This window comes from Shewanella sp. GJ50-10 (assembly GCF_055808815.1).
In genome coordinates, this window is the sequence record NZ_JBVVSS010000001.1 from 2913409 (window position 1) to 2939628 (window position 26220).

General features: G+C 40.0%; 16 protein-coding genes. 14 read left to right on the plus strand and 2 right to left on the minus strand.

Features of this window, described 5'->3' with window-relative positions:
• Positions 1-90 precede the first annotated feature (90 nt).
• From AC0L4E_RS12235 to AC0L4E_RS12245, 3 genes are all read left to right on the plus strand, one after another.
• On the plus strand, positions 91-2898 hold the full coding sequence (locus AC0L4E_RS12235; RefSeq protein ID WP_473681634.1) for an insulinase family protein: 2808 nt from the start codon (positions 91-93) through the stop codon (positions 2896-2898).
• A gap of 271 nt (positions 2899-3169) precedes the next feature.
• Complete coding sequence (locus AC0L4E_RS12240; protein WP_473679411.1) at positions 3170-7459, plus strand: EAL domain-containing protein; 4290 nt, start codon at positions 3170-3172, stop codon at positions 7457-7459.
• A gap of 80 nt (positions 7460-7539) precedes the next feature.
• Positions 7540-8589, plus strand: coding sequence for a hypothetical protein (locus tag AC0L4E_RS12245; RefSeq protein ID WP_473679412.1), 1050 nt, complete (start codon positions 7540-7542; stop codon positions 8587-8589).
• A 680-nt stretch (positions 8590-9269) separates the two neighbouring features.
• Here the strand turns inward: AC0L4E_RS12245 and fadJ are convergent.
• Positions 9270-11390 (minus strand): fatty acid oxidation complex subunit alpha FadJ, encoded by a 2121-nt coding sequence (fadJ, locus tag AC0L4E_RS12250; RefSeq protein WP_473679413.1) that lies wholly within the window; start codon positions 11388-11390, stop codon positions 9270-9272.
• A 5-nt stretch (positions 11391-11395) separates the two neighbouring features.
• Positions 11396-12706 carry an acetyl-CoA C-acyltransferase FadI gene (fadI, locus tag AC0L4E_RS12255; RefSeq protein ID WP_299574271.1) on the minus strand — a complete coding sequence of 437 codons (1311 nt, stop codon included), beginning with the start codon at positions 12704-12706 and terminating at the stop codon, positions 11396-11398.
• A 397-nt stretch (positions 12707-13103) separates the two neighbouring features.
• Here fadI and AC0L4E_RS12260 point away from each other — a divergent pair, with 397 nt between their 5' ends.
• From AC0L4E_RS12260 to AC0L4E_RS12310, 11 genes are all read left to right on the plus strand, one after another.
• Entirely contained in the window at positions 13104-14060 is a 957-nt protein-coding gene (locus AC0L4E_RS12260; protein ID WP_473679414.1) for an AAA family ATPase, read from the plus strand.
• Positions 14061-14232: 172 nt separating this feature from the next.
• Positions 14233-15177: a DUF58 domain-containing protein gene (locus tag AC0L4E_RS12265; RefSeq protein WP_473679415.1), complete on the plus strand. Its 945-nt coding sequence runs from the start codon at positions 14233-14235 to the stop codon at positions 15175-15177.
• Positions 15178-15723: a DUF4381 domain-containing protein gene (locus tag AC0L4E_RS12270; protein WP_473679416.1), complete on the plus strand. Its 546-nt coding sequence runs from the start codon at positions 15178-15180 to the stop codon at positions 15721-15723.
• Positions 15711-16757 carry a vWA domain-containing protein gene (locus AC0L4E_RS12275; protein WP_473679417.1) on the plus strand — a complete coding sequence of 349 codons (1047 nt, stop codon included), beginning with the start codon at positions 15711-15713 and terminating at the stop codon, positions 16755-16757. Before AC0L4E_RS12270 ends, AC0L4E_RS12275 begins: the two co-directional genes overlap by 13 nt.
• Positions 16757-18757, plus strand: a complete 2001-nt coding sequence (locus AC0L4E_RS12280) for a vWA domain-containing protein (protein ID WP_473679418.1) — start codon at positions 16757-16759, stop codon at positions 18755-18757. Before AC0L4E_RS12275 ends, AC0L4E_RS12280 begins: the two co-directional genes overlap by 1 nt.
• Entirely contained in the window at positions 18751-20376 is a 1626-nt protein-coding gene (locus tag AC0L4E_RS12285; protein WP_473679419.1) for a BatD family protein, read from the plus strand. The genes AC0L4E_RS12280 and AC0L4E_RS12285 overlap by 7 nt, the downstream gene beginning before the upstream one ends.
• Before the next feature lie 72 nt (positions 20377-20448).
• Positions 20449-21012 carry a sigma-70 family RNA polymerase sigma factor gene (locus AC0L4E_RS12290; RefSeq protein ID WP_220754765.1) on the plus strand — a complete coding sequence of 188 codons (564 nt, stop codon included), beginning with the start codon at positions 20449-20451 and terminating at the stop codon, positions 21010-21012.
• Positions 21005-21706 carry a DUF3379 domain-containing protein gene (locus tag AC0L4E_RS12295; protein WP_473679420.1) on the plus strand — a complete coding sequence of 234 codons (702 nt, stop codon included), beginning with the start codon at positions 21005-21007 and terminating at the stop codon, positions 21704-21706. Before AC0L4E_RS12290 ends, AC0L4E_RS12295 begins: the two co-directional genes overlap by 8 nt.
• A 143-nt stretch (positions 21707-21849) precedes the next feature.
• Positions 21850-23301, plus strand: coding sequence for a sodium/proline symporter PutP (putP, locus tag AC0L4E_RS12300; protein WP_473679421.1), 1452 nt, complete (start codon positions 21850-21852; stop codon positions 23299-23301).
• A gap of 381 nt (positions 23302-23682) precedes the next feature.
• Positions 23683-24945 (plus strand): OmpP1/FadL family transporter, encoded by a 1263-nt coding sequence (locus AC0L4E_RS12305; protein ID WP_473681636.1) that lies wholly within the window; start codon positions 23683-23685, stop codon positions 24943-24945.
• 192 nt (positions 24946-25137) lie between these two features.
• Positions 25138-26220 (plus strand): efflux RND transporter periplasmic adaptor subunit, encoded by a 1083-nt coding sequence (locus tag AC0L4E_RS12310; protein WP_473679422.1) that lies wholly within the window; start codon positions 25138-25140, stop codon positions 26218-26220.

Genomic DNA, 26220 nt, shown 5'->3' on the forward strand with positions numbered 1-26220 from the left:
TTTAGTCGATATTTTCATTAGATATTTGCTAAAAGTCGCCAACGAGATCAATATATAACAAGCCTTCTTATCTGGAGCATTATCTTGACCATAAAACCAGACACAGCACTTGATACAAAAAATAACATAGTCACAAGCCCAAATGACCATCGCCAATATCGCCATATTGTGCTTGATAACGCATTAAGGGTCTTACTCGTTGAAGATAACACAGCGACACAAGCGGCTGCGTCCATGACAGTGTCTGTAGGTCATTTTGATGATCCTATTTCTCGCCCTGGCATGGCTCACTTTCTTGAGCATATGCTATTTTTAGGCACAGAAAAATTTCCTGACTCTGGCGAATATCATCAGTTTATTAATCAGCATGGTGGCTCAAATAACGCCTGGACAGGCACCGAACAAACCAACTTTTTCTACAGTATCGATGCCGAACATTTCGAAGAGTCATTAGATAGATTCAGCCAGTTTTTTATAGCGCCAAAATTCGATCTAGAATTAGTAGACAGAGAAAGACATGCCATCGACTCTGAATACAGTTTAAAATTAAAAGACGATATTAGACGTGTTTATCAAGTTCAAAAAGAGTCGGTTAATCCCGAGCATCCTTTTAGTAAATTTTCAGTAGGCAATTTGCAAACCCTTGCTGGGGATGAAGCTGAAGTAAGGCAGGAACTCTTAGACTTTTATCAGTCGAAATACAGCGCTAATATCATGACGCTTTGTTTAGTATCTCCGCTGTCATTGGATGCTCAAGCTAAATTGGCCCAACACTTTTTTTGTCAAATCAATAATCGAAATGTTGAACTTACCTATCCTGATACCCCGTACCTTCATGAAGATGCTAAGCTCAAGCACATCAACATTTCACCAGTGAAAGACCAAAAAAGATTAAATATCAGTTTTGCCCTTCCCTGTATTGAACCATTTTACCAACGAAAACCACTTACATTTATCAGCCACTTATTAGGCAATGAAAGCCCTGGTAGCTTGCTGTCTTATTTAAAAGAACAAGGTTATGCCAATAATTTATCAGCAGGTGGTGGCGTCAATGGCTACAACTTTAAAGATTACAGCATCAGTATTCAGCTTACAGAGAAAGGTCTTCAGCAAGTCGATACTATTATTGAGTGTACTTTTGAATATATTGAGCTTATACGCACTTCAGGAATAGAATCTTGGCGTTATGATGAGCGTTCAAGTCTGTTATCTACCGCCTTTAAATATCAAGAACAAATCAAAATACTCGATTTAGCCAGTCATTTAAGCATCAACATGCAGCACTATAAAGTCGAAGACATTGTCTTTGGCGACTATCGTATGGATGGGCTAAATCCTGATGAAGCATTAAGCTTATTAGAGATGTTCTCCCCATCCAATATGCGTACTCAGTTGGTTTCCAGAGAAGTCAGTACTAACCAGCAAGCTAAATGGTATTTTACTCCCTACTCAATTGAAGATATTCCTGCTGAGAAAATAGCTCATTGGCAACAGGCAAAACCAAGAACTGAATTGTCACTACCGACAAAAAACCCGTTTATTGTGAATGATCCACAATCTCGTGACGAAGCCAGTAACAGTGATGTACCTGTTGTGGTTGCTGAAGATGAAGGATATCGAATTTGGCATCGTAAAGATGACGAATTTAACGTACCTAAAGGCCATTTGTACCTTTCATTGGACTCAGAGAATGCGAGCCCGACACCTAAACATGCGGCATTAACACGGTTATACGTTGAGATGGTTTTAGATTACTTAACAGAATCAACTTATCAAGCTGAAGTTGCTGGGCTTAATTATAATATATACCCTCATCAAGGGGGTATAACCCTACATCTAACCGGCTTCACAGGTAATCAAGAAACCTTGTTGGCTCTAGTGATTGAAAAAGCCAGAGAGCGCAATTTTACTCAAGATCGCTTTAAACTCATTAAAAAGCAGCTACTAAGAAGTTGGACAAATGTGGCTCAAGCTAAGCCTATTGCTCAACTGTTTACCAGCCTTACAGTCACACTACAGAAACGCTCTTATGAGCCAGCGAAAATGGCAGAAATGCTTGAAGATGTAACCTTAGATGAGCTTCACGATCATGTGAGTGCATTTTATGAAAAAATCTATGTAGAAGGCTTAGTCTATGGCGATTGGCTCGTCAGTGAAACCCAGCAACTTGCAAAACGATTAAAACAGGTACTCTCATTAGTCACTAAACCGAGCTCTGAGTCCAGTCGCGAGCTAATAAACCTTACTGGCAGAGGCACGTTAATGCGTGAACTTTCTGTTGAACATCAAGACAGTGCAATCATTGTTTATTATCAGTCAAATGAGACTACGGCTAATACTGTTGGCTTATTTAGTTTGCTAAACCACACAATGTCGTCTACTTTTTTTCATGAGCTAAGGACAGAAAAACAGCTTGGTTATATGGTCGGAACAGGATATCTGCCACTCAATCGCCACCCAGGGATGATATTCTACATACAATCGCCTACCACAGGACCTCGCGAGTTACTCGAAGCCATTGACGAATTTATCGCTGACTTTAATTATGCCGTTATGCAAATTACTAAAGAGCAGTGGGAAGCCACAAAGCTAGGCTTAATTAATCAAATATTAGAAAAAGATGCCAACCTTAAAAGTAGAAGCCAGCGTTACTGGGTTTGTCTTGGCAATAGAGATTATGACTTTAAACAGCGAGAAAGAGTCGTTGAAGAAATCAAGACGTTTACTCGTGCCGACCTTATTAAGTTTATCGTGAGCAATATGCGCAGTAAGCACAGTGACAGACTAGTGATGTTTAACGCAGGCGAGCAACACAGTCAGCTGGAACCAATGCCTACAGCACAAGTGATTACAGACTTAAAAGGATTTAAGCAAGATGCCGATAAGTTTGAATTCTAGTAATGAACAAGACGTTTAAAAATTTTTACAGAATTTATAAAATTATCATCATAGATACTTTTTACAGTGTAAAAAACTGCCTGTGGCAGTAAATGAAGTTTATTTAGGATGATTTTTAATCGTTGCAAGCGGTTGGTTGTATGTTTTTAATACAGGGAGTTGAAATATATTTTTTTATTCTTACCAATTTTTGACAAAGTATTAACTTTCTGAAAAAGTGGAGTATTACGTTGAATAATTCTAAATCACAGAAGATAAAAGTATCCTTTTTATGCCAATGATAAGTCGGTTGTTAATTTGTACATTTCTCCTTGCCCATGCATTGACGAGCCTTGCTTTTGCTGATTCAACCAATAATTACGAATTACTGCTTAATATAGAAAACTACAATGTAGATGATGGATTATCGCAATCTACTGTAACAAGTATTGTTGAAGATAACGAAGGCTATGTTTGGCTTGGCACTGTGAATGGACTAAACCGTTTCGATGGAAAGAATTTCAGACATTTTTACGCGGAAGATAAACACTCAAATTTACCCAGCTCATTTATAAAAACACTCTTTATCGATCACCGGAGTCGACTCATTGTTGGGACAGATAAAGGGCTAGCTGTTTTTAATAGCGAATTAGAAACATTTGCTCCTGTGATCGTTGAATCTAAACCAATAAATGAGCCGATCTGGTTTGTTTCTGCTTTATCTCAAGGTATTGCTCTAGGACTAAATAACAAAATTTTAGTTCTGAATAAAGAACTCACAAGGATAATTTGGGGGTTTGAAAGTGAAGTATTACAAGAAGTAAAAAAAGTTGTAGAGATTAATAATAGTTTTTATATAAGAAACTATAACGGTAATGTTTTCAAATTAACAGATAACAACTTAACTCTTATTGAAAAAGATTCCAATGATATTGGACTATTGAATGATGAACTTATTATTTCAACAAAAAGCGGTTTACTTAGTCTCAACAACAATAAAACAGAAAAATTTTCTAATTTATCACTTACATACTTAGAGCAGTCTAAAGATAAAATTGAAATAACATCAATTGTTGGTTCTGACATTGTAAAAGTTTCTAAAAATAAAAACATTGAACATGTGGGGTTCATTCCTACTGAGGGTTCTATTAAACGCCCAATAATAAAAGAAACTAAATCTGCGACTTTTATTGCAGATGTAAACTTAGGGCTTATAAAAGTAGATAGAAGCAGAAATTTAATAAAAAACTCCAAGCTAGTGACTAATAACATATGGTCAATAACTCAAGACTCACAGAATTTTTTTGTTGCTATTGATTCCTCTCACATTAAAGTATTAGATAAAAATTTAAATGAAACTAATATAATTGAGATTCTAGATTCTGATGGTCCAAAATCTATTCAAGTACTTAATAATAATTTGTATATTGGCAACCTAGATGGGCTAACAAAAATTGATTTATCAACGTTAAAACAAGAAAAAATATCTGATAAGCAAATAACTAATGTCACCAGTGATAAAGAACAAAATGAGATTTATTTATCAACTATTGATGGAGAGATTCTGATATTTGAGAATGATATTGAAAAGAAAGTTCTCTCTACAGGAGAGCGCTATCCCATTTTTGACTTAGTAAAGCAAGGTAATACATTTTGGGTTGCTTCCCAAGGAGGATTATTTAAGATAGTTAATGACACTGTTGATAAAATATATAACAAAAACATGGTGACTAGCCTAGAATTAGATGGCGACGACTTACTATTTGGCACTCGCAACTCCCTAATAAAGCTTTCTACCAAAAATCTAATTTTTGAACAGGTTTTCAAAAATAATAAATTAATATATTCAATAGAAGCTTTTGATAATTTTATTATTTCTTCGTCAGCAACTGAAATAAATTTAACTAACAAAATAAACTCTAAAAATATAACTATTTCAACTAAACATGGTGCTCAGAGTGACTATAACTCTCAAGGTTCCATGGTAAGTGGAAACACCGCTTTATTCAGTGGTTCTAATGGGCTAAGTATTATCAACCCTACTGAGATATATCAAGAGATTATAAGTATTGATTCATCAGATGTGGTGTTAAATGACTTTCAGTTGTTTAACATCTCAGAAGCAATTGGTGGAGGAATATTACAACATCCGATAAACAAGCAAAAAAATATAACTCTAAAATATTCTGACTACCCCTTTTCATTTACTTTTATAGCACCAGGAAAACCATTAGAAGACTTTACTTTCTATTATCAAATGGAAGGGTTAAATGACGATTGGTTATCATCTCAAAATACTAACTCTGCTACATATACTAACCTTTCTGCAGGCATTTACTTCTTCAATGTTTATGCTGTTAATAAACTTTCTGAAAAGCAAGGTGAAACAAAAACGATTCAAATAACAGTCACACCACCTTGGTACTACTCTTTTGAAGCTAAGCTGTCATACACACTACTTGGCTTTATTTTAGTCTTTATCATAACCAAAATAATCTTACGCCGACGTGAAATCCAAAAGCAAATCGCATTAAGTGAAGAAAGATTGAAGCTTTCACTCTGGGGCAGCGGCGATGAAATGTGGGATTGGGACATTGAAACCGGTGAGATTTATCGTTCTAATATTTGGGGAACACTCGAGTTCCCGCAGGATGGTCAACGTTCTGGCAAACCTGGCGAAGAAAGTAACATTCATCCTTTAGATCAAAACCGCGTTAAGACAGCATTAAACGACCATTTTAAAGGTCTATCTGATCATTTTGAAGTGGCTTACCGTGTAAAAAGTCGCGAAAACCTGTGGATGTGGATTTTAGATAGAGCCAAAATTGTAGAAAGAGATCACAAAGAAAACCCGGTTCGAATGACGGGTACCATTAAAAACATCAATAACCTTAAACAAACGGAAGAACAATTGCGTTTATTCGAACGTGCAATTGAAAATATTTCCGAAGGGATGTTTATCTTAGATGAAAAATATCATTTTGTTGAAGTCAATGATGCTTGTTGTGAGTTAACAAACCAATCTCGAGAAGAGTTTATTGGCGGGTTATTTACTTTTGGACGTTACCCCGAGTCTTACACTAATCAAATACATGCCTCTCTTTCTCAGCAGGGGCGCTGGAGTAATGAATTAGAAGCTAATAAAGGTGATGGTAGCCACTTCTTAATGGAACTCACCGTTGATGCCATATATAACCAACAAGGTGAAACCACTCATTACGTTGGTGTTTTCTCAGATATTACTCGCCGTAAACAACAAGAAGAAGAGCTCAGAAAGTTAACCAATAGCGATATCTTAACCGGTCTGCCTAACCGTTCTAGTTTACAAGTCACGCTAAACAATTTAGTTAAAAAAGACATTCACCATACTTTAATGGTATTAGATTTAGATAACTTTAAACGCATCAATGACTCTTTAGGTCATCAAATTGGCGACGAGTTATTAGTGGATGTAGCAAAGCGCATTCAGAATAATGTACCTAAACACGTTAGTTTATATCGTCTAGGCGGTGATGAGTTTGCAATATTAGTTGATCATAACCCTGATATTGGTTCATGTGCCGCGATTGCTTCTCGAATTATTGATGCGCTAAAAGAAGAATTTAAAATAGACAATGAATCACTAGTAGTCGGTTTAAGTATTGGCATCGTGCTTTACCCTGAGGATGAGCAAAATGAACAAGCTCTACTGCGTAAAGCAGATATTGCAATGTATCATGCCAAATCCGGTGGTGGTAATCGCTATCAATTCTATTCTGAATCTTTAAACCAGAATGCTTTACGTCAACTTGAAATTGAAAACTTGATCCGTGAAGGTTTAAAAGAAGATTTATTTGAAGTTTACTATCAGCCCAAAGTTGATCTAAAAGAAGATGACCTTGTCGGTATGGAAGCATTAGTTAGGCTCGTGCACCCAGAACACGGCATAATTTCTCCCAATGAATTTATTCCACTGGCTGAAGAGAACGGCCTTATTGTGGAAATTGGTGACTTAGTTTTAAGAAAAGCATGTTTTGCAGCGCAGAAATGGCGCGAACAAGGCATCTTTAACGGCCGTGTTGCGATTAACTTATCTTCAAGGCAGTTTGCCCTTCCAGATCTTCAACAACGTATCTCAAGCGTATTACAGTTAACTAAACTGCCTGCTTGTCATTTGGAACTTGAGATTACTGAAAGCACTATTATCAAAAATCCTGAAAACGCGATTAAAGTCATGAACCAACTTGCCAAAATGGGAGTCACGTTAGCGCTAGATGATTTTGGTACTGGTTATTCTTCCTTATCTTATTTAAAGCGCTTTCCAATCCATTGCTTAAAAATTGATAAATCCTTCGTCGATGACATCAGTAAATCCGATAGAGATCTGAAAATGGTAGACAGCATTATCACCATTGCTCATAACATGGGATTATCAGTTGTTGGTGAAGGTGTAGAAGATGATGCTCAGCTGAATATTTTAAAAGCACTTAAATGTGAAGAAATCCAAGGTTACATTTTCAGTAAACCTGTGCCTGAAATTGATTTTACTAAATTGTTGAATATCAATTTCAACAAACAAGAGGAAAAACGCAACATAAGTTAACATTGGCACAACAAGTGCATCTAGCAGTTCAGACGTCAAATAAAAAACTTTTATTAACCCTGAACTGAGAGATTAATACAATGATTAACGGAATTATCATAGCTGCACTTCTAACTTCTACTTCTGCTGCTAACAATACAATGGAAGTAAGTGTTAATGCGCCACTAAAGCCAATCAATTCTATCGCTGGTAACCCTTACATTAAGTTCTCTGAAACTAACGCTCAAGTAGCCGGTAACCCATACATCAAGTTTACAGAAACTAACGCACAAGTTGCGGGTAATCCATACATTAAGTTCTCTGAAACTAACGCTCAAGTAGCTGGTAACCCATATATCAAGTTTACAGAATCTAACGCACAAGTTGCGGGTAATCCATACATTAAGTTCTCTGAAACTAACGCTCAAGTAGCTGGTAACCCATACATTAAGTTCTCTGAAACTAACGCACAAGTTGCGGGTAATCCATACATTAAGTTCTCTGAAACTAACGCTCAAGTAGCTGGTAACCCATACATTAAGTTCTCTGAAACTAACGCTCAAGTAGCCGGTAACCCATACATCAAGTTTACAGAAACTAACGCACAAGTAGCCGGTAACCCATACATCAAGTTTACAGAAACTAACGCACAAGTAGCTGGTAACCCATACATTAAGTTCTCTGAAACTAACGCTCAAATAGCCGGTAACCCATACATCAAGTTTACAGAAACTCACGCACAAGTAGCTGGTAACCCATACATTAAGTTCTCTGAAACTAACGCTCAAGTAGCCGGTAACCCATACATTAAGTTCTCTGAAACTAACGCACAAGTAGCCGGTAATCCATACATTAAGTTCTCTGAAACTAACGTTCAAGTAGCCGGTAACCCATACATTAAGTTCTCTGAAACTAACGCTCAAGTAGCTGGTAACCCATACATCAAGTTTACAGAAACTAACGCTCAAGTAGCCGGTAACCCATACATTAAGTTCTCTGAAACTAACGCTCAAGTAGCCGGTAATCCATACATTAAGTTCTCTGAAACTAACGCTCAAGTAGCTGGTAATCCATACATCAAGTTCACAGAAACTAACGCACAAATAGCCGGAAACCCATACATTAAATTCAGCAACTCAAGCATCGCTTAAGGAAGTCATTATGTTTAATTCTTTAAAGAAAGCTCTTGGTATTGCACAACCACAGCGTAAAAAAGTTAAATTACCAGAGGGTTTAGAACACTTAGAAGTGATTAAAGCAAAAGCTTGGTGGAGTTAAGCTTGAACACTCTAAAGATCAATCTACTAGGCGAGCTATTAAGTAGCTTTAGCCAATAAAAAAGGGAGCAAATGCTCCCTTTTTTATTGGTATTTATTGGGTCAAAAATGATTAGTCTGTTCATTTTCTACAGATAGCTTTCTTATCAATAAATACTTATGACTGTTGAATAACGGATACGCTAATGGCCCCATTAGGAAGCCTGCTAGTGACCATCTTTTGACAGCCATACCATTATAAAAAGCCTGATTACCTAGATAAAATCCAGAAATACACGACACAAAGATAATAAGAAATATCACTGAAACCTCTATAATTCATTCAGTTAACGTCATTCCATAATCATTGAACACCACAGCTAACCCAGCCAAGCGTAAAGATGGCGAGATTATAACCAATATCACAACCATTTACTATTATCGGCAAAGAGCTAGAAGCTTAACCATAGACTTGTCGGCTATATTTTAGGCACAAACCTGCCACTTTTGTATGAAAAAGCGGCAACATGTTGCCACTTTGTTATTTTACCAATAGCTAAAAGTATGAAATAAGACTAATAAAACATAGTACCACTTTCAGCCATTTGAACTAATTTATCACATGGTTCAAAACGATCGCCGTGCTGCTGTTGATATTGTCGTAATTTTGACACCAGAGTTGAAATGCCCATTGAATCCATATATCGGAATGGGCCACCTAAGAATGGCGGGAAACCAATACCGAATATTGCGCCAATGTCTCCATCTCGAGGATTAGCAATAATCCCTTCATCGAGACAACGCACAGCTTCATTTAGCATCAACACGACACAACGCATAGCGATATCACTGGCAGAACCTGTCGTTTGATTACTGACACCAAGTACTTGGTATACAGACTCATCAACGAGTTTAGCTTTCGATTTCTTATTGCCATATTGATAAAAACCTTTGCCGTTTTTACGTCCCTTTCGGTCGTCAGCAAGTAACTTATCAAATGCGTCTGGCGCTCTAAAACGTTCACCTAACTCTTGAGTTAAAATTGGCGCAATCTTAGCACCGACATCAATGCCAACCTCATCAAGTAATGTAATTGGGCCGACTGGGAAACCAAACTTAACCAATGCTTTATCTAGGCTCTCAACCTTTTCACCTGACAATAAAACTTGAGCAGCTTCATTCATGTATGGCGCAAGGATTCGGTTAACATAAAAACCAGCACCGTCTTGGACAACAATCGGTGTTTTACCTTGTTTACGAGCAAAATCTACCGTAGTTGCGATGGTTTCAGGTGACGTCGTTTTGTGGGCAATAACCTCTACTAACGGCATTTTTTCGACAGGCGAAAAGTAATGTAAACCAATGACATTTTCAGGGCGCGATGCAGCCTCTGCAATTTGGCCAATAGGTAAAGATGAAGTGTTAGAGGCAAAAATTGTATTTTCATGACATTCACGTTCGACATCTTTCACCATCTGATGTTTAAGTGCTAAATCTTCAAATACTGCCTCAACGACGATATCGGCATCTTTTACGCCTTTGTACTCAGTGGTAGTTGTCATCAGCGCCATTAAGTTATCTCTAACAGCTGGTGTCATATGACGACGTTTTACGCCTTTAGCCAATAACTTATATGCATAAGCTAATGCATTGCTCAGGCCTTTTTCATTAATGTCTTTTACACGAGCTGGAATCTTGGCTTTCGTAGTCGTCACAGACGCAATGCCGCCGCCCATTAAGCCACCACCAATCACAAGCGCTTTATTCACTTTTCGAGGTTCTGCACCTTCTGCACCGGTTTCTTTTTTCATTTCAGTGGTTGCAAAGAAAATACTACGCAGTGATTCTGATTCTGGTGACATCACTAATTCAGCAAAATGACTGGCTTCCACCTCCAAGCCTTTTATCATTCCTTTATTCATCCCCTGCTTAACACAGTCGATGATTTTAGCCGGCGCAGGATAGTTACCTTGAGTCTTTTTGAGTACTTGTTTTGCTGCTTGGTCAAAAATAATATCGCGAGTCATGCTGGTAGACTCAAGTACTTTATTTAATGCACTCTTTTTAACGACCTTAGCGGCTGACTTACCTTTTTTAGCCATCGCAATGGCGGTTTCTAATAGAATAGACTCAGGCACAACATCGTCAACTAATGCCATTTTCAAGGCTTGTTTAGGGCGAATTTGTTTACCTGTAAGCATCATATCTAGCGCGGTAGTAATACCCACTTTTCTAGGTAGACGCTGAGTTCCACCGCCACCAGGTAGCAAACCAAGCTGCACTTCAGGTACACCCATAATGGTTTTCTTATCATCAGTACATACACGTAAATGACACGCTAAAGCCAGTTCTAGACCGCCACCTAAACAAGCGCCATTTATCGCTGCAACAACAGGGATCGATAATTTTTCTAACTCATTAAAAACCACATGCCCTTGTTGCGAAAGTTCTTTAGCAGCCGATACACTGGTACAAGCGTCAAGCATACTGATGTCAGCACCTGCGACAAATGAGTCTGATTTTCCTGAAATAACCACTAAGCCTTTAACGCTAGCGTCATGCTTAATTTCAGCTAATATTTCACTGATCTCTGGACCAAATTCAGCTTTTAAGGTGTTCATGGTTTCACCAGGAACATCCATAGTCAGAATAGCGATACCGTCTTCACGGCGAGATAAATTAAATGTCTTTTCCATGTTAATTACTCCACTTCTACAATCATTGCTGCGCCAAGACCACCAGCAGCACATGCTGTAGCGAGACCAGTACCACCACCACGTCGCTTAAGCTCACGACACACTTGAGTAATTAATCGAGTACCAGTAGCAGCAAATGGATGGCCATAAGCCAACGAGCCACCTAATACATTAAACTTACTCATATCGATTTCACCGATTGCACGGTTTCTACCTAACTTTTCTTCAGCAAACTTTTTCGAGCCAAACATCTGCATATTCGCCAAGGTTTGCGCCGCAAAAGCTTCGTGCATTTCGATAAGAGTTAAATCTTCAAGCTCCATTCCTGCTCGTTTTAATGCAAGCGGTGTAGCGTAAGATGGTCCCATTAACATGTCTTGCCACACATCGATTGCTGTAAATGCATAACTCTTAATGTAACCAATAGGCTGATAACCTAAAGCTTTTGCTCTGCCCTCACTCATTAAAATAATGGCTGAAGCGCCATCGGTTAACGGTGTGCTGTTTGCAGCGGTAACAGAACCATGTTTACGATCAAATGCTGGACGCAATTTAGCGTACGACTCTAGTACCGAGTTTTCACGGATGTTGTTATCACGATCAATAAACTGTTTGTAAGGAGGCACGTGAGCAGTCATCACTTCGTCACGTAAGTTGCCGGTATTCCAAGTTTCAGTAGCAAGTGTATGAGAGCGATGTGCCAGCGCATCTTGATCTGCACGGCTAATAGAGTACGTTTTAGCCATTTGCTCAGCGGTTTGCCCCATAGACAAACCGGTAGAATATTCTGCTACCGCTGGCGGTACAGGCATTAAATCTTTAAGGCCTAGACGACGTGCAATGGCAAACTTTTGTTTAAATGTGCGGGCTTTATTTAAATCAACCAGTGCGTGAGCGAGCTTTTTTGAAACGCCAATCGGTAATACAGAAGAAGAATCCGCGCCACCTGCAATACCAATTTCGACATTGCCAGTCATAATTGATTCAGCCACATTCACTGCCGACTGGAAACTCGTAGCACATGCACGCGTTACGCTGTATGCATCTGTCGACACATCCATGCCCGTACCAAGCACAATTTCACGAGCGATATTTGGTGCCGCTGGCATTTGTACCACTTGGCCATAAACCAATTGTTCGATAGTTTTAGGGTCTAGTTCTGAGCGTGATAGCAATTCATTAACCACCATTTTGCCCATATCTAATGCTGATACGCCGTGAAATGCGGTCGCCTGTTTTGCAAATGGGGTACGTAAACCCGCAACGATTGCAATGCGTTCCCCGCGGGCGTTGGTTACTTGTTGTCTATCACTCATTTTTCACCCTCTTGTAATTGTTTAGCCTTCAAATGGCTTGTCAGTGAATATCCATTTTTGTCAGACAGATCTGGTCTGACCATAAAGTGTGATCTGATTCTAACTTTTAATTACCAAGTTTTAAACATCCGTATGAAAATAAGCTCAAAATAAACCCAAAAATACCAATCAACATAGATTTAAGTTCTATAAAATCATAAAGTTAAAATTTAGAGCTTTAACTTTTAAATGTCATATTTAATAATAATTCAGACATTAGTTACCAAGTTAGCGACTATCTTGTTTGTGAACTAACAAATAAAAATGAAAATCTGTTAATCATACTAGCCAAAGGCTAATGAAATTCATTAACATGGGTTTAATTAGAACAAATTTCAGCAAATAATTGAGTATCATCATGCCTTTGAGTCGATTTCATTCCTTACGCGCTTATTTAGATAATGTCATTTTGGGACAACCTGTATTAACAGAGAACTTACTCATCGCACTCATTGCCGATGGCCATTTATTAGTTGAAGGCCCTCCAGGCCTTGCAAAGACGCGTGCAGTTAAAGCGCTTTGCGATGGTGTTGAAGGTGATTTTCATCGAATTCAATTTACCCCAGATTTATTGCCTGCCGATTTAACCGGTACAGACATCTACCGCGCTCAAACTGCTACATTTGAATTTGAAGCGGGGCCAATCTTTCATAACCTGATTTTGGCTGATGAAATTAACCGTGCCCCAGCTAAAGTTCAATCTGCACTGCTAGAAGCAATGGCTGAAGGTCAAGTGACTGTGGGTAAAAATAGTTACCCTCTTCCTGATTTATTCTTAGTGATGGCAACACAAAACCCACTTGAGAATGAAGGAACCTATCCACTACCTGAAGCGCAATTAGACCGTTTCTTAATGCATTTAAATCTTGATTACCCAAGTGCAGAAACCGAACGCGAAATTTTACGTCAGTCTCGAAATGAAGCCGTGACGAAAAAGCTACCAACAATTGAACCTGTCGCGCAGTCAGACGTATTTGCAGCCCGTGAACAAGCAATGGAGCTTTACTTAGCTGAACCACTTGAAAGCTATATTGTCGAAATAATCATGGCAACTCGACAACCTGAACGTTACAGCCCAGAACTTGCAAAGTGGCTTGAATATGGTGTGAGCCCACGTGCTTCTATTTCACTCGAGCGTTGTGCTCGTGCAAGAGCTTGGCTGCAAGAACGTGACTTTGTTTCACCAGAAGATATTCAAGCAGTTGCGCCAAATGTACTCAGACACCGTTTATTGCTGAGTTACCAAGCGCAAGCAGAAGGCATAAATGCTGATCATGTTATTAACCACATTTTAAGCCAAGTTGCGGTACCTTAAGTTTGACTCCGTCACCTGAAACTAAGTAACTCTTAAATTAAGTAACTCTTAAATTAAGTAACTTTTAAGTTAAGTAACTCTTAAACTAAGTCGCACTTAAATTAGTCACACTTGAACATTGCAAAGGCTAACTCCCTTATAGTTAGCGCCTTAAAATTGGAACCATTGCACTATGCCCGTTGAACAAACGCTTGAGGGTTCATTGCCATTATTTAGTAATGGCGTGAATCTAAATGAGCAAGAACTCATTAGCTGCCAAAGCACCGCTCGCGCGATGCCAGATAAACGCAGCCGAGCAAAAGCAAGCCAAGCTGGACATCGAAGTAGCCTAATTAAGGGCCGCGGGATGGAGTTTGCTGAGGTGCGTCATTATCAAAACGGCGACGATGTCAGAACCATAGATTGGCGCGTCACAGCTCGAACTGGTAAAGCTCATACAAAGTTATTTGTTGAAGAGCGGGAACGACCCATTATTCTGTTCGTTGATTTCAGTCACAGTTTGTTTTTTGGTTCACGTTTATTGCTTCAATCAGTTCAAGCAGCTCATGTTGCCGCAACCCTTGGCTGGAATGCGATTAATCACGGCGATCGCCTCGGGGCGTTTATTGCCAGTGAAACTGAGCACCTTGAACTCAAACCGCGCAGCCGTCGCCAAGGTATATTGCAGTTAACATCTGCACTTATCAAAATGCATGAAAATCAACTAAATCACTTTGATGAACTGCCACAGGATCCACAACATATTTTACGGGCATGTCAGCGCTTGCAACGTATTGCAAAGCCTGGTTCATTGGTGTGGATTATTACCGACGGACAGCACTTTACCCAAGAATGCTTAGCCGCATTAACCGAACTTAAACGTCATTGTGATGTAGGTGCTTTTGTCATTAGCGATCCGCTAAGGCAAGGCACACTATCATTGCCTAAACGTTTTGCATTACCAGTAAGAGACGGAAAACAGCAACTGACATTAACTCGAAACAGTTACGATGCTTGGCTAAGTGGTCAACTCGCAAGTCAGCAGCAATTTATCGAACTGATGAAAATGATAAAAGTCCCAACTCGTTTTATTGATGCAGGCAAAAGCCTCAGCGAACAATTGGAAGTATTACGCTAAATGAATACTGCGCAAGCTAACCCAGCATTATCACAACTGGAAGATATTGTGCTTCCAGAGCAAATTAGCCAGTTACCCATCGCGCCTGGGTTTTGGATACTCGCCATAGTTATTATTGCAGTCATTATTTTTGCAGTCACAAAACTTAAGAAAAACCGCCGCTATAATGCGCCTAAAAAAGTTGCATTGGCTGAACTTGAATTGCTTGACGTATCAACACCTCAGTACGCAACTGACATTAATACTTTATTAAAAAGAACAGCAATGAGCTATTTCCCCCGTGAAGATTTTGCCAAATTAGATGGTGATATTTGGTATTCATGGTTAGCCATTAGATTATCAGCGCAAGATGCGAATCAAATGAGCGAGCTACTGAAAAAGCGTTACCAAAAAGATGGATTATCAAAGCAAGATTGTATGCAACTCAAAAATTTAACTGAAAAATGGCTCAACAAATCAGGTCATTTGATTGCGCTTAATAAAGTGCCAATACAAGCGCAAAGCACTCCGACAAGCCAGCAATCGGAGGCAACATGTTCTCAATAACTTGGCCATGGTTACTCTTGTTATTGCCGTTACCTTTTTTACTCAAACAAAAACAGGTAGCAAAAAACACAGGTGGTCATCTGCAATTACCCGGTATTGGCGAAACAGAGCAACAAGTTACTGTCAGCCAACATAAACCAAGCCGTAAAGCCTATTGGTTGATGTGGTTGTGCCTTCTGTGCGCCTTAATTCGTCCTCAATGGTTAGGTGAGCCAATAGAGCTACCTTCTGAAGGACGAGATGTTATGTTAGCCGTAGATTTATCAGGCAGCATGCAAATAGAAGACATGGTCGTTGAGGGTAAAACCGTCGATAGGCTCACCCTTATAAAACATGTTATCGGTGATTTCATCGAAAGACGAAACGGCGACAGACTCGGACTTATTTTATTTGCTGATCACGCTTATCTTCAAGCGCCGTTAACTCAAGACAGACGCTCTGTGGCTAAGTTTCTTGCCGACAGTGAAATCGGCCTTGTGGGTAAACAAACTGCCATTGGTGAGTCCATTGCCTTAGCGGTAAGACGTTTTGACATGGTCAATGACAGTAACCGTGTATTGATATTACTGACCGATGGCTCAAATAACGCCGGTAATATTGAGCCTGAAGTGGCTGCGAGAATTGCCGCTGAGCGTAATGTCACCATTTATACCGTCGGCGTCGGTGCAGAAGTCATGGAGCGTCGCAGTATATTTGGCACTGAGCGCGTAAACCCTTCGCTAGATTTAGATGAAGATCAATTGCAAAGTCTTGCCGACATGACTAACGGTCATTACTTTAGAGCTCGAAACAGTGAAGAGTTAGCTCAGATTTATCAAAAGATTGACGAACTTGAACCTGTTAGCCGAGATCAGCTGACTTACCGCCCCAAAAGTGAGCTATTTTATTGGCCATTATTGTTAGCTTTACTCGTAAGCGTGTTTATCAGTCTAAGAGGTCAATTCGCCAATAAGCTAAATCTTGCTGTCAACAAACAGGCAACTCTTAAGTCGAATATTAGTTCTGGCTCAAGCAAACCAACTGGAGGACTATAATGAGTTTACATTTTATTCGTCCAGAATGGTTATTGGCGCTCATCCCATTAATTGCCATCGCAATATTCTTATGGCGAAGCCAACAAAGTAATTCTGCATGGCAAAGTTATATTGCGCCGCATTTGGCTAACACCTTGATCAGTGAAACCAGCCAAGTAAAAAAGCAGCCGAAGTGGTTACTTATGTTGTGTTGGGTTATCGCAGTTATTGCAATATCCGGGCCTGCGGTTAATAAGCAAAGCTTACCCGTTTACAGCAGTGAGCAAGGTCGTGTGCTGGTAATGGATATGTCCTTATCCATGTATGCTACGGATCAAAAACCTAACCGTTTGTCCCAAGCAAAATATAGAGCCACAGACTTTTTAACCAATTTATCTGAAGGTGAAACAGGCTTAATCGCCTTTGCAGGAGATGCTTTTACCATAAGCCCTTTGACCCGAGATAAGTCTACTTTACTTAATTTATTACCAACACTCACACCAGATATTATGCCAGTTAGGGGCTCAGATTTATCCGCCGCCATTGAACTTGCACAGCAGTTACTTACTCAAGGTGGTCACATCACTGGTGATATTATTGTCATGACTGATGGCGTTAATCCACAGCAATACAGTGATGCAACCAAAGTACTTGATGGCAGTCGCTATCGAGTTTCAGTGATGGCGTTTGGCACCAGCCAAGGCGCTGCAATTCAATTACCTGATGGACAACTACTACGTGATAACCGTGGCGAAATAGTAATTGATAAAACAGATTTTAAGTTACTTGAACAATTAGTCAGCCCAACGGGCGGACTCATGATCCCAGCGACTGCAGATGGTAGCTCCTTAAGTCGACTTGAAAATTGGCTGGCCAATGACGGCGACGCTAAAGCAACTGAACTTGAAGGTGAAAGCTGGCAAGATTTAGGTCCATATATTGCCATGCTACTGATTATCCCAGTGTTACTCAGCTTTAGGTTTACTTTAGTGCCGGTGTTTACCGCCCTAACCCTTGGGCTTATATTTCAACCCAATCCTGCGATGGCGAATACGTGGGATGATTTATGGAAAACCCAAGATCAACAAGCTAGCGAAACCTTTAATCAAGCTCAAACAAGTGAAGATTTCGCCAATGCAGCTGAGCAATTTGACCAGCCTCTTTGGCAAGCCAGTGCCCAATATAAAGCTGGCGATTATGAAAATGCATTAGCTGGATTTGAGCAAGATAGCTCCGCTAACGGTTTATATAATCAAGCCAATAGTTTGATGCAATTAAATAAGCTCGATGAAGCAATTAGTCGTTACCAACAAGCATTGAAACAACAAGCTGAATTCCCTCAAGCTCAAAAAAACCTTGAACTTGCTGAGCAAATGAAACAACAGCAAGAACAACAATCGGGTGACGGTTCGGACCAAAACCAATCTGACCAAAATGATTCAAACGAGGGTGAATCAGGTCAAAATGAAAAAGGTGATAACCAATCTGGCGACCAGTCACAGGACTCTTCTCAGCAGCAGTCTCAAGAGCAGCCACAGGAACAGTCACAACAAAATCCTCAAGACAGCTCTGACAAAAGTGAATCAGAAAAGAGTGACGCTGAACAGAATCAGTCAGACCAAGAAAATGAGCAAGGTAGTGAGCAGAATCAAGCCCAACCTGATCCTTCTCAAAGTGAGTCTGATGAAGATAAACAATCTGGAAACGAAGCTGAAATGCAAGCTCAACCTGAGAATGAACCAGAATCAGCGTTTGAGCCAGAGCAAGATCAATCTGCAGAACAACAAGCTCAAGCTAAGGCAGCGGAAAAAGCACAAATGGAAGAGTCAGATAAGCAGTCTGAATCATCTCAAGCTGTTGCTTCATCACAGCTAGCAGAAGAGCCATTACCAGCAGACTTAGAACGTGCTCTTCGCGCCGTAAGCGAAGATCCACAAGTGCTAATAAGAAACAAAATGCAATTGGAATATCAAAAGCGTCGCCAAAGTGGCCAACTTCCTAAGGACAAACAACAGTGGTAAATAGAGTCGTTATCGCCCTTCTTGCAATTCTTTTTACAGGGCAAGCTTTCGCAGTCAGTCAAATCCAAGCGACTGTTGACAGGAACCCAGTGATGCAAGGTGAATACTTTGTATTAAACGTGACTGCCGATGCCGATCTCAATGCAGGCTCATTAGACACTTCAATTTTATTAAAAGATTTTGTTGTCGGTCGTACCAGCGTCGGCAGAAGTACTCAAATCGTTAACTTTGACGCCACCAAAGAAACCCGATGGCAAGTATTATTATCAGCCAAAAACGCCGGCACAGTGACGATTCCATCGTTTACTATGGAAGGTATAAAATCTAATCTTATTAACTTAACCGTTGCAAAAGCGGGCAGTCAGCCTCAGCAAATGCGTAATTTGTTTGTAGAAGGTGAATTGAGCACCAACGAAGCTTATGTTGGCCAGCTTATTACTTATAAAGTGAAGCTATTTTTAGCTGCCGAGTTGCAACGTGGCGTCATTAGCGCACCTGAAATTGCAGGTACAGAGATAAAACAAATCGGGGAAGACAAAGATTCGGTTGAAGTGGTCGATGGCCGCCGTTTTAGAGTTATTGAAAGAACCTACTCAATTATTGCGGATACTGCTGGTACTTTAGCAATAAAAGGCGCGGGGTTTTCTGGTGATATTCTTGTTGAAGCGCCAAGACGAGGCGGCATGTTTGGTTTTAATGAAAGCAGACCAATGCAAGCAAGAGCAGAAGACACTCAAATGACGATTATGTCGATTCCTGATGTTTACCAAGGTGAATGGCTAGCAAGTGACTTATTAATTGCTAAAGAGGTATGGCCGGAAGATCAAGGTAATGAATTTGAGATTGGCACTCCGATTACTCGCACAATTAATATCGTCGCATCAAATGCTGACAGCAACAGTTTGCCAGACATAAAACTGACCATGCCAGACGGATTAAAATCTTATCCTGAAAAGCCAATTAGACAAACTGTAGTACGTGATAACCAAGTCATTGCTCAATACAGTTTAACCAGCGCAATTGTGCCCACTAAACCGGGGACATTCACTTTGCCTGAAATCACTATCCCTTGGTGGAACACCCATTTACGTCAGCAGCAATATGCCACAATTCCAGCAAGAACTGTCACCATTACTGGCACAGTTGCATCTACGCCCGTTGCCATCGCAGAGCCAACTCAAGCAAACAATCAACAATCAGGTATTTGGCCTTGGCTAACGTTATTGTTTGCAACGTTATGGTTAATTACCTTGGCATTATGGATTAACGCCCGAAGTAAAAAACAAGCTCACATATCTGTGGCGCCAACTTCAAATACAACAGTAAAATCACCCGCTAGTATTGATGAAATAGCTAAAGCCTGTGATAACAATGACGTCACTTTGGTGATTTCTTTGCTGCAACAGCTTTATAGTGCAAGGCTTGCAAAACCAATGACCTTGTCTGATATCGCATATTTATCCGATGCTTTATCGAAAGCGATTCATCAGTTACAACAAGCAAAATACAGCAAATCATCGTCAAGCATTGATAAGAATATGTTGTTAAGTGCAATTAAACAAACGCAAGTAAATCAACAACAAAATACCACATCACCACTTAGCTCATTGAATCCTTAAGCGTAATTATGCTTGCTATTCACAGCTAACCTTTTAAGCTATCGAACATAATATTTAACAATAAGTCATAAAATGTTCGATAGCTTGCGAAATAAAAAGTCCGAACCCACGGTCTTATCTGACATGCTAAATAAACAGCGACGATACGACAGCCTCGTCAGGGCACTTCACACTGATATCTTTCGATATGCCTATTGGTTAATCGGCGATAAACATGTGGCAGAAGACGTCACTCAAGAAACCTTTCTACGCGCTTGGCGCGCTTTAGACTCGTTAAAAGATGATAAAGCCGCTAAAGCCTGGCTAATTACCATTTTACGTCGTGAGAATGCGCGCCGATTTGAGCGTAAACAGTTTGACTATAGTGATGTAGAGCAAGAATTGCTTGAAGATGAAAAGTCTTCCACCACCGAAGAACAAACTGAGCAATATTGGCTACGTAAACAGATTGGCCAATTAGAAGTTGAATATCGTGAGCCACTTTTATTACAACTTATTGGTGGATTTAGCGGTGAAGAAATCGCTGATTTGTTAGAGCTAAACAGAAATACCGTCATGACGCGATTATTTCGCGCCCGTAATCAATTAAAAGACGCTTTAGAGTCTCCCGAAGTTAGAGGTCAATCAAATGGATGATCTAAAATTTCGTCGCCATGCCTATGGTGACCCAAATAGCCAAGACGAAGATTTCTTGGCACAGATTGCAGCGTCTGAAACTGATGCAAAACTCGTTAACGAGTTAAAAGCATTGGACAGTAAACTGACTAACGCACTTAATATTGATGTGCCTGATGATTTAGCTGAAAAGCTCATTCTCAGACAGCAACTTAGCAAACATCAACAGCAGAAGCACACTCGTTATTTAATGGCGATGGCGGCATCTGTTGCTTTAGTGATTGGATTAAGTTTCAGCATGCTGCGCTTTACGCCTGTAGATTTAGCTGAACATGCCCTTACCCATGTTTACCATGAACCAAAAGCCATGAACGTGGATCAAAACGTTGGCTTTGAAGATGTTAACTTTAAGCTCGCTGGTATTGGTGGATTAGAAAATGCCAAGTTCATCCAGCAGCCTGGAAAAGTGTTTTACACTTCATACTGTGATTTCCAAGGCGTGAAAAGTTTGCACCTAGTGATGGAAGGCGAGCAAGGCAAAGTCACCTTATTTATTATTCCTGCAGAAAATAGAATGGTGATTGAAGAATCGTTCGCAGATCAGAACTATCAAGGTTTAGGTTTTCAAACCGCAGACACCTTCATGTTACTTGTAGGTGAACAAGATGCAGACCTTCAGCTTGTAAGAAACGAAATTGAGCAAACTTTTATCTAAATTTCAAACATCTGACATACAAACCAGCTAATGAAATTTCATTGGCTGGTCAATAACTCTTCATACTTCCTTTCAAAATTGTGCACTATGTCAAACATCTGTTAGCATATGCCGCACAATAAAGAGAACAATACGGAAGTAGCATGGCAATTGAAGCTCCAATTCTAATTACATTCATTGGTTATCTCGCCCTTATGATGGGCATAGGCTATTGGGCCTACCGCAAAACAGACACAGTAGATGATTACATTCTAGGCGGCCGCAAAATGGGCCCTGCCGTGACAGCGTTAAGTGTCGGCGCATCAGATATGTCAGGTTGGTTATTACTCGGTTTACCGGGTGCAGTTTATTTAGGTGGTTTAGGCGAGGCATGGATTGGCTTTGGTTTAGTATTCGGCGCATGGCTAAACTGGTTATTTGTTGCAAGACGTCTACGTATATACACCCAAGCGGCAGACAACGCCCTTACCCTCCCCGACTTTTTTGAAAAACGTTTTGAAGACAAGCAAGGTTTTTTAAAACTCGTTTCTGCAATTACTATTTTAGTCTTTTTCACCTTCTACACCTCTTCAGGTATGGTTGGCGGCGCAATTCTATTTGAACAAATCTTTGGTTTAGATTACACAGTTGCCCTAATGATAGGCTCAGTGATTATTGTGGCTTACACCTTTGTAGGTGGTTTTTTCGCAGTAAGTTGGACCGACTTCTTCCAAGGTTGCTTAATGCTATTAGCACTATTAATCGTGCCAATCGCTATTTTCAGTAAACCTGATACGCAAGTAGCATTAGAAACACTTGACCCGAAAATGCTGTCATTACTACATAGTAATATGACCACTATCGGCTTGGTCTCTTTGCTTGCTTGGGGTTTAGGTTACTTTGGTCAGCCACATATTCTTTCTCGCTTTATGGCAATAGGAAGCCCTGATGATATTCCATTGTCTCGTCGTATCGCGATGAGCTGGATGCTAGTTGCATTAATCGGTGCTCTCGCCACTGGTATTGCTGGCACTATTTACTTTGCAGATGCACCTTTAGCGAACTCAGAAACAGTATTTATTCACTTAGCACAAGTTGCGTTCAACCCATGGATAGGCGGTATCTTAATTGCGGCAATTTTATCTGCGATTATGAGTACTATCGATTCTCAGCTTCTTGTTTGTTCAAGTGTGATCACTGAAGACTTTTACCGTAAGTGGCTACGTCCTGAAGCTAAAGACAAAGAGTTAATGTTAGTTGGCCGCTTTGGTGTTCTTGCTATTGCGATTATCGCGATTGTGATTGCACTTAACCCAGACAGTAAAGTGCTCGACTTGGTGAGTTATGCTTGGGCAGGTTTCGGGGCAGCATTTGGTCCAGTGGTACTACTTTCATTATTCTGGCAAGGCTATAGCCGCAATGGTGCTATCGCAACCATTATTGTAGGTGCTGTAACTGTTGTCGTTTGGAAGCAGCTTTCTGGCGGTTTATTCGATTTATATGAAATCCTACCTGGGTTCTTATTTGCAACTATAGTCGGTGTTGTAGTCAGTAAATTATCTCCACCTGCTGAGACAATCAAGACTCAATTCGCTAACTTTAAAGCCTCGCTTTAATTTCTAAACAGTCCGATTACTGGCTATAGAACAGTAATCGGACCTCTCAGCGTACAACTGTACTCCTTTTTACAAAATAATCTTGTTACCTCCTTGTTACTTAATATTTCGTTATAATATTTCAACCTTCAACACAAAATTCTCAACAGCCCTACAGTACAGCGTTTATAGAGTATTTACTCAGTTTGACCTAAAAATGCCAAAAGCAGAAATTAACTTAATATTAACAATGACTAGCAACTGGTCGGAGTTGTAGAGGTAACAACTGTTACCTAATATGCCCGCAATTACTAAGTTGGTGTTAATTGGGGAGCCCAGTACTAAGCAAGAATGAGTACTGAGCAAATTAATAAACTGACGTACAACGATGAGATTAAAACGATGACTAAATTCAACAAGACTCTACTAGCTGCAGCAGTAACGCTTGCTAGCACACAATCAATGGCTGCTGGTTTTCAGTTAAATAGCCAATCAGCAACTGGTATTGGCCGTGCAATGGCTGGTGATGCAATCATCGCTGATAACGCGTCAGTATTATCACGTAACCCTGCTGCAATGGCATTATTTGATGAGAAGACACTTTCTGTAGGTGCTTCATATGCAGACGTTCAAGTTGAAGTAAGTGATGTCCAGTACGGCGACAACCATATTGGAAGTATGGATAACGCTGCTGAAGCTAAATTCATTCCTAACTTCTACTACATTAGCCCAATCAACGATAAGTGGGCGTACGGTGTTGCAGCCTTCTCAAACTATGGTACAGGTACTGACCTTTCAACACTAAATAGTGATCATGACTTCAATACTCCAATTGATTTATTGGGTAATACTGAAGTAACTACGGTTAACTTTAACGCTAGCGTGTCATACCGTATTAATGACTCTTTGAGCTTAGGCTTAGGTCTTGACGCTGTTTATGGTTCAGGAACATTAACTCGTAACGGCGATATCACTTTACCCGTTGTTGGTGAGGTTCCATTAAATTTAGTTGACGTTGAAGCTGACGGCTGGGCTGTTGGTGGTATTGTAGGTTTAGCTTATGAGTTTAACGAAAACCACAGAATTGGTTTAAGCTACAGATTTAGCCCTGAAATGAAAGCTTCTGGTGACATAGCTTACAATTCGAACCCATTAACACCAGCTGAAAACTTTGATGAAATCCAAATTCCAATTGCTGATATCGCACAGCTTGCTGGTTTTCATCAGCTAACTGAAAAGTTTGCAATTCACTACACTGCCCAGTGGACCCAGTGGAGTTCATTTGACAACATCAGTGTTGTAGATGGCGACCTTGGCACTGCAAGTGATGTCATCAAGCATTATAACTGGAAAGATTCTTGGTTCTTTAGTTTAGGTGGTACGTACGATATCAATGAAACTTGGACTGTTCGTGCTGGTATTGCAAGTGACCAAGGTGTTGTAGGTGAAGTTTCTTCTTTATCAATTCCTGACTCGGATCGCATGTGGTATTCAGCAGGTTTCACTTATAACTTGAGCAATAAATCAAGCATCGACTTCGGTTACACTCTAGTTGCTGGTGAAAAGGTTCACGTTTTAGAGGATAGTGCTCTAGTTGGCCAAGTAAGTGCTTATACTGAGTCTGGCGCGAACTACTTCTCACTTCAATACAACCATACTTTCTAAATTATCCTATTCAATAGTTTAATTTGATTAATGAAAGCCGCCTTTGTTTATTCAGGCGGCTTTTTTGTGGGTTAATTCTCACTTTAAATATCAAAATATCACTCCATTAGATTTTTCTCATAAATAGATTGCACTCAACAACAAAGTCCATTAGAATTTTCTTATGGATCATTTTTATTGTTGGATATATTTATGTGGCTAACTCGAGCTTCTCTTTTTACTTTTACCTCAATTGTACTAATGAGTTGTTACTCATCTTTGATTTTTGCAGCGGACTCAAGCAAAGAAACAAGTAAAGAGTCTAGTAATCTTGCTTCTGCGGATGAACTGTTCACCGTTACTCCTGAAAAGCGCATTACTTACCTACAATTTGATGGTCAAATAGAGGCGATAAAAGCAGCCACAGTATCGGCGCAGACAGCGGGAAGAATTCTAAAACTTAACTATGATGTAAACGATATCGTGCCAGCAGGTGCGGCATTGTTGGAAATAACCAGTAAAGAGCAAGGTGCAGGCCTAGCTACTGCGGAGGCAGAGTTAGCTCAAGCTCAAGCGAGAAATATTGAATCCCAAGCCCAATTTAAGCGCTATCAAGAATTGTTTCCTAAAGGAGCGATTTCTAAAGGTGCTATGGATGAAGCAACAGCCAACTCAGCCTCAAGCTTACAAGCTGTAACTGCTGCCAATGCCAAACTAATACAAGCAAAAGAAACGTTAAATTACACCACAGTTAGTGCGCCTTTTAGTGGCCGAGTTACAGAGCGCTTTGTTGAACAAGGTGAAACTGTCAATGTTGGCCAAGCCCTTTACGCAGGTTACTCAACCGACAAAATGCGCGCTATTTTTCAGCTTCCCCAGCGCTATCGTCAGTTAGTTAACGAAAATACCATCATTTCAGTGGAGTTAGCATCAGGATTACGCATAAACTCGACCAAAATTAATCCTTATGTGTTCTTGCAAAACACCAGTCAAAGTTACCAAGTTCGGATTAACTTACCGCAAACAGATCTGGCTATTTCACCGGGTGAGTGGGTTAAGGTATTCATTGCTGATGCTGCCGTTGAGCAAATAATTATTCCAAGTGAAGCCGTTTTTCAACGGGGCGATTACACCGCAGTATTTCGTCAACACAATGACAAACTGGTGCAAACTCAGGTGAGGTTACGCAAAATAGATAATGAACAATATGTTGTTGAGGCTGGCCTGATGGCAGGCGATAAAATAATTAGCAACGCAGCAAGTCACCTGTTAAACACTGCAACTTCAGGCGAATAA

What these genes read in the sequence shown, in the direction of transcription:
- AC0L4E_RS12305 (WP_473681636.1), top strand. Translation starts at nt 23,683, where the DNA reads ATGACTAAATTCAACAAGACTCTACTAGCTGCAGCAGTAACGCTTGCT.
- AC0L4E_RS12245 (WP_473679412.1), top strand. Translation starts at nt 7,540, where the DNA reads ATGATTAACGGAATTATCATAGCTGCACTTCTAACTTCTACTTCTGCT.
- AC0L4E_RS12295 (WP_473679420.1), top strand. Translation starts at nt 21,005, where the DNA reads ATGGATGATCTAAAATTTCGTCGCCATGCCTATGGTGACCCAAATAGC.
- fadJ (WP_473679413.1), bottom strand. Translation starts at nt 11,390, where the DNA reads ATGGAAAAGACATTTAATTTATCTCGCCGTGAAGACGGTATCGCTATT.
- AC0L4E_RS12280 (WP_473679418.1), top strand. Translation starts at nt 16,757, where the DNA reads ATGAGTTTACATTTTATTCGTCCAGAATGGTTATTGGCGCTCATCCCA.
- AC0L4E_RS12260 (WP_473679414.1), top strand. Translation starts at nt 13,104, where the DNA reads ATGCCTTTGAGTCGATTTCATTCCTTACGCGCTTATTTAGATAATGTC.
- putP (WP_473679421.1), top strand. Translation starts at nt 21,850, where the DNA reads ATGGCAATTGAAGCTCCAATTCTAATTACATTCATTGGTTATCTCGCC.
- fadI (WP_299574271.1), bottom strand. Translation starts at nt 12,706, where the DNA reads ATGAGTGATAGACAACAAGTAACCAACGCCCGCGGGGAACGCATTGCA.
- AC0L4E_RS12270 (WP_473679416.1), top strand. Translation starts at nt 15,178, where the DNA reads ATGAATACTGCGCAAGCTAACCCAGCATTATCACAACTGGAAGATATT.
- AC0L4E_RS12265 (WP_473679415.1), top strand. Translation starts at nt 14,233, where the DNA reads ATGCCCGTTGAACAAACGCTTGAGGGTTCATTGCCATTATTTAGTAAT.
- AC0L4E_RS12310 (WP_473679422.1), top strand. Translation starts at nt 25,138, where the DNA reads ATGTGGCTAACTCGAGCTTCTCTTTTTACTTTTACCTCAATTGTACTA.
- AC0L4E_RS12290 (WP_220754765.1), top strand. Translation starts at nt 20,449, where the DNA reads ATGTTCGATAGCTTGCGAAATAAAAAGTCCGAACCCACGGTCTTATCT.
- AC0L4E_RS12240 (WP_473679411.1), top strand. Translation starts at nt 3,170, where the DNA reads ATGCCAATGATAAGTCGGTTGTTAATTTGTACATTTCTCCTTGCCCAT.
- AC0L4E_RS12275 (WP_473679417.1), top strand. Translation starts at nt 15,711, where the DNA reads ATGTTCTCAATAACTTGGCCATGGTTACTCTTGTTATTGCCGTTACCT.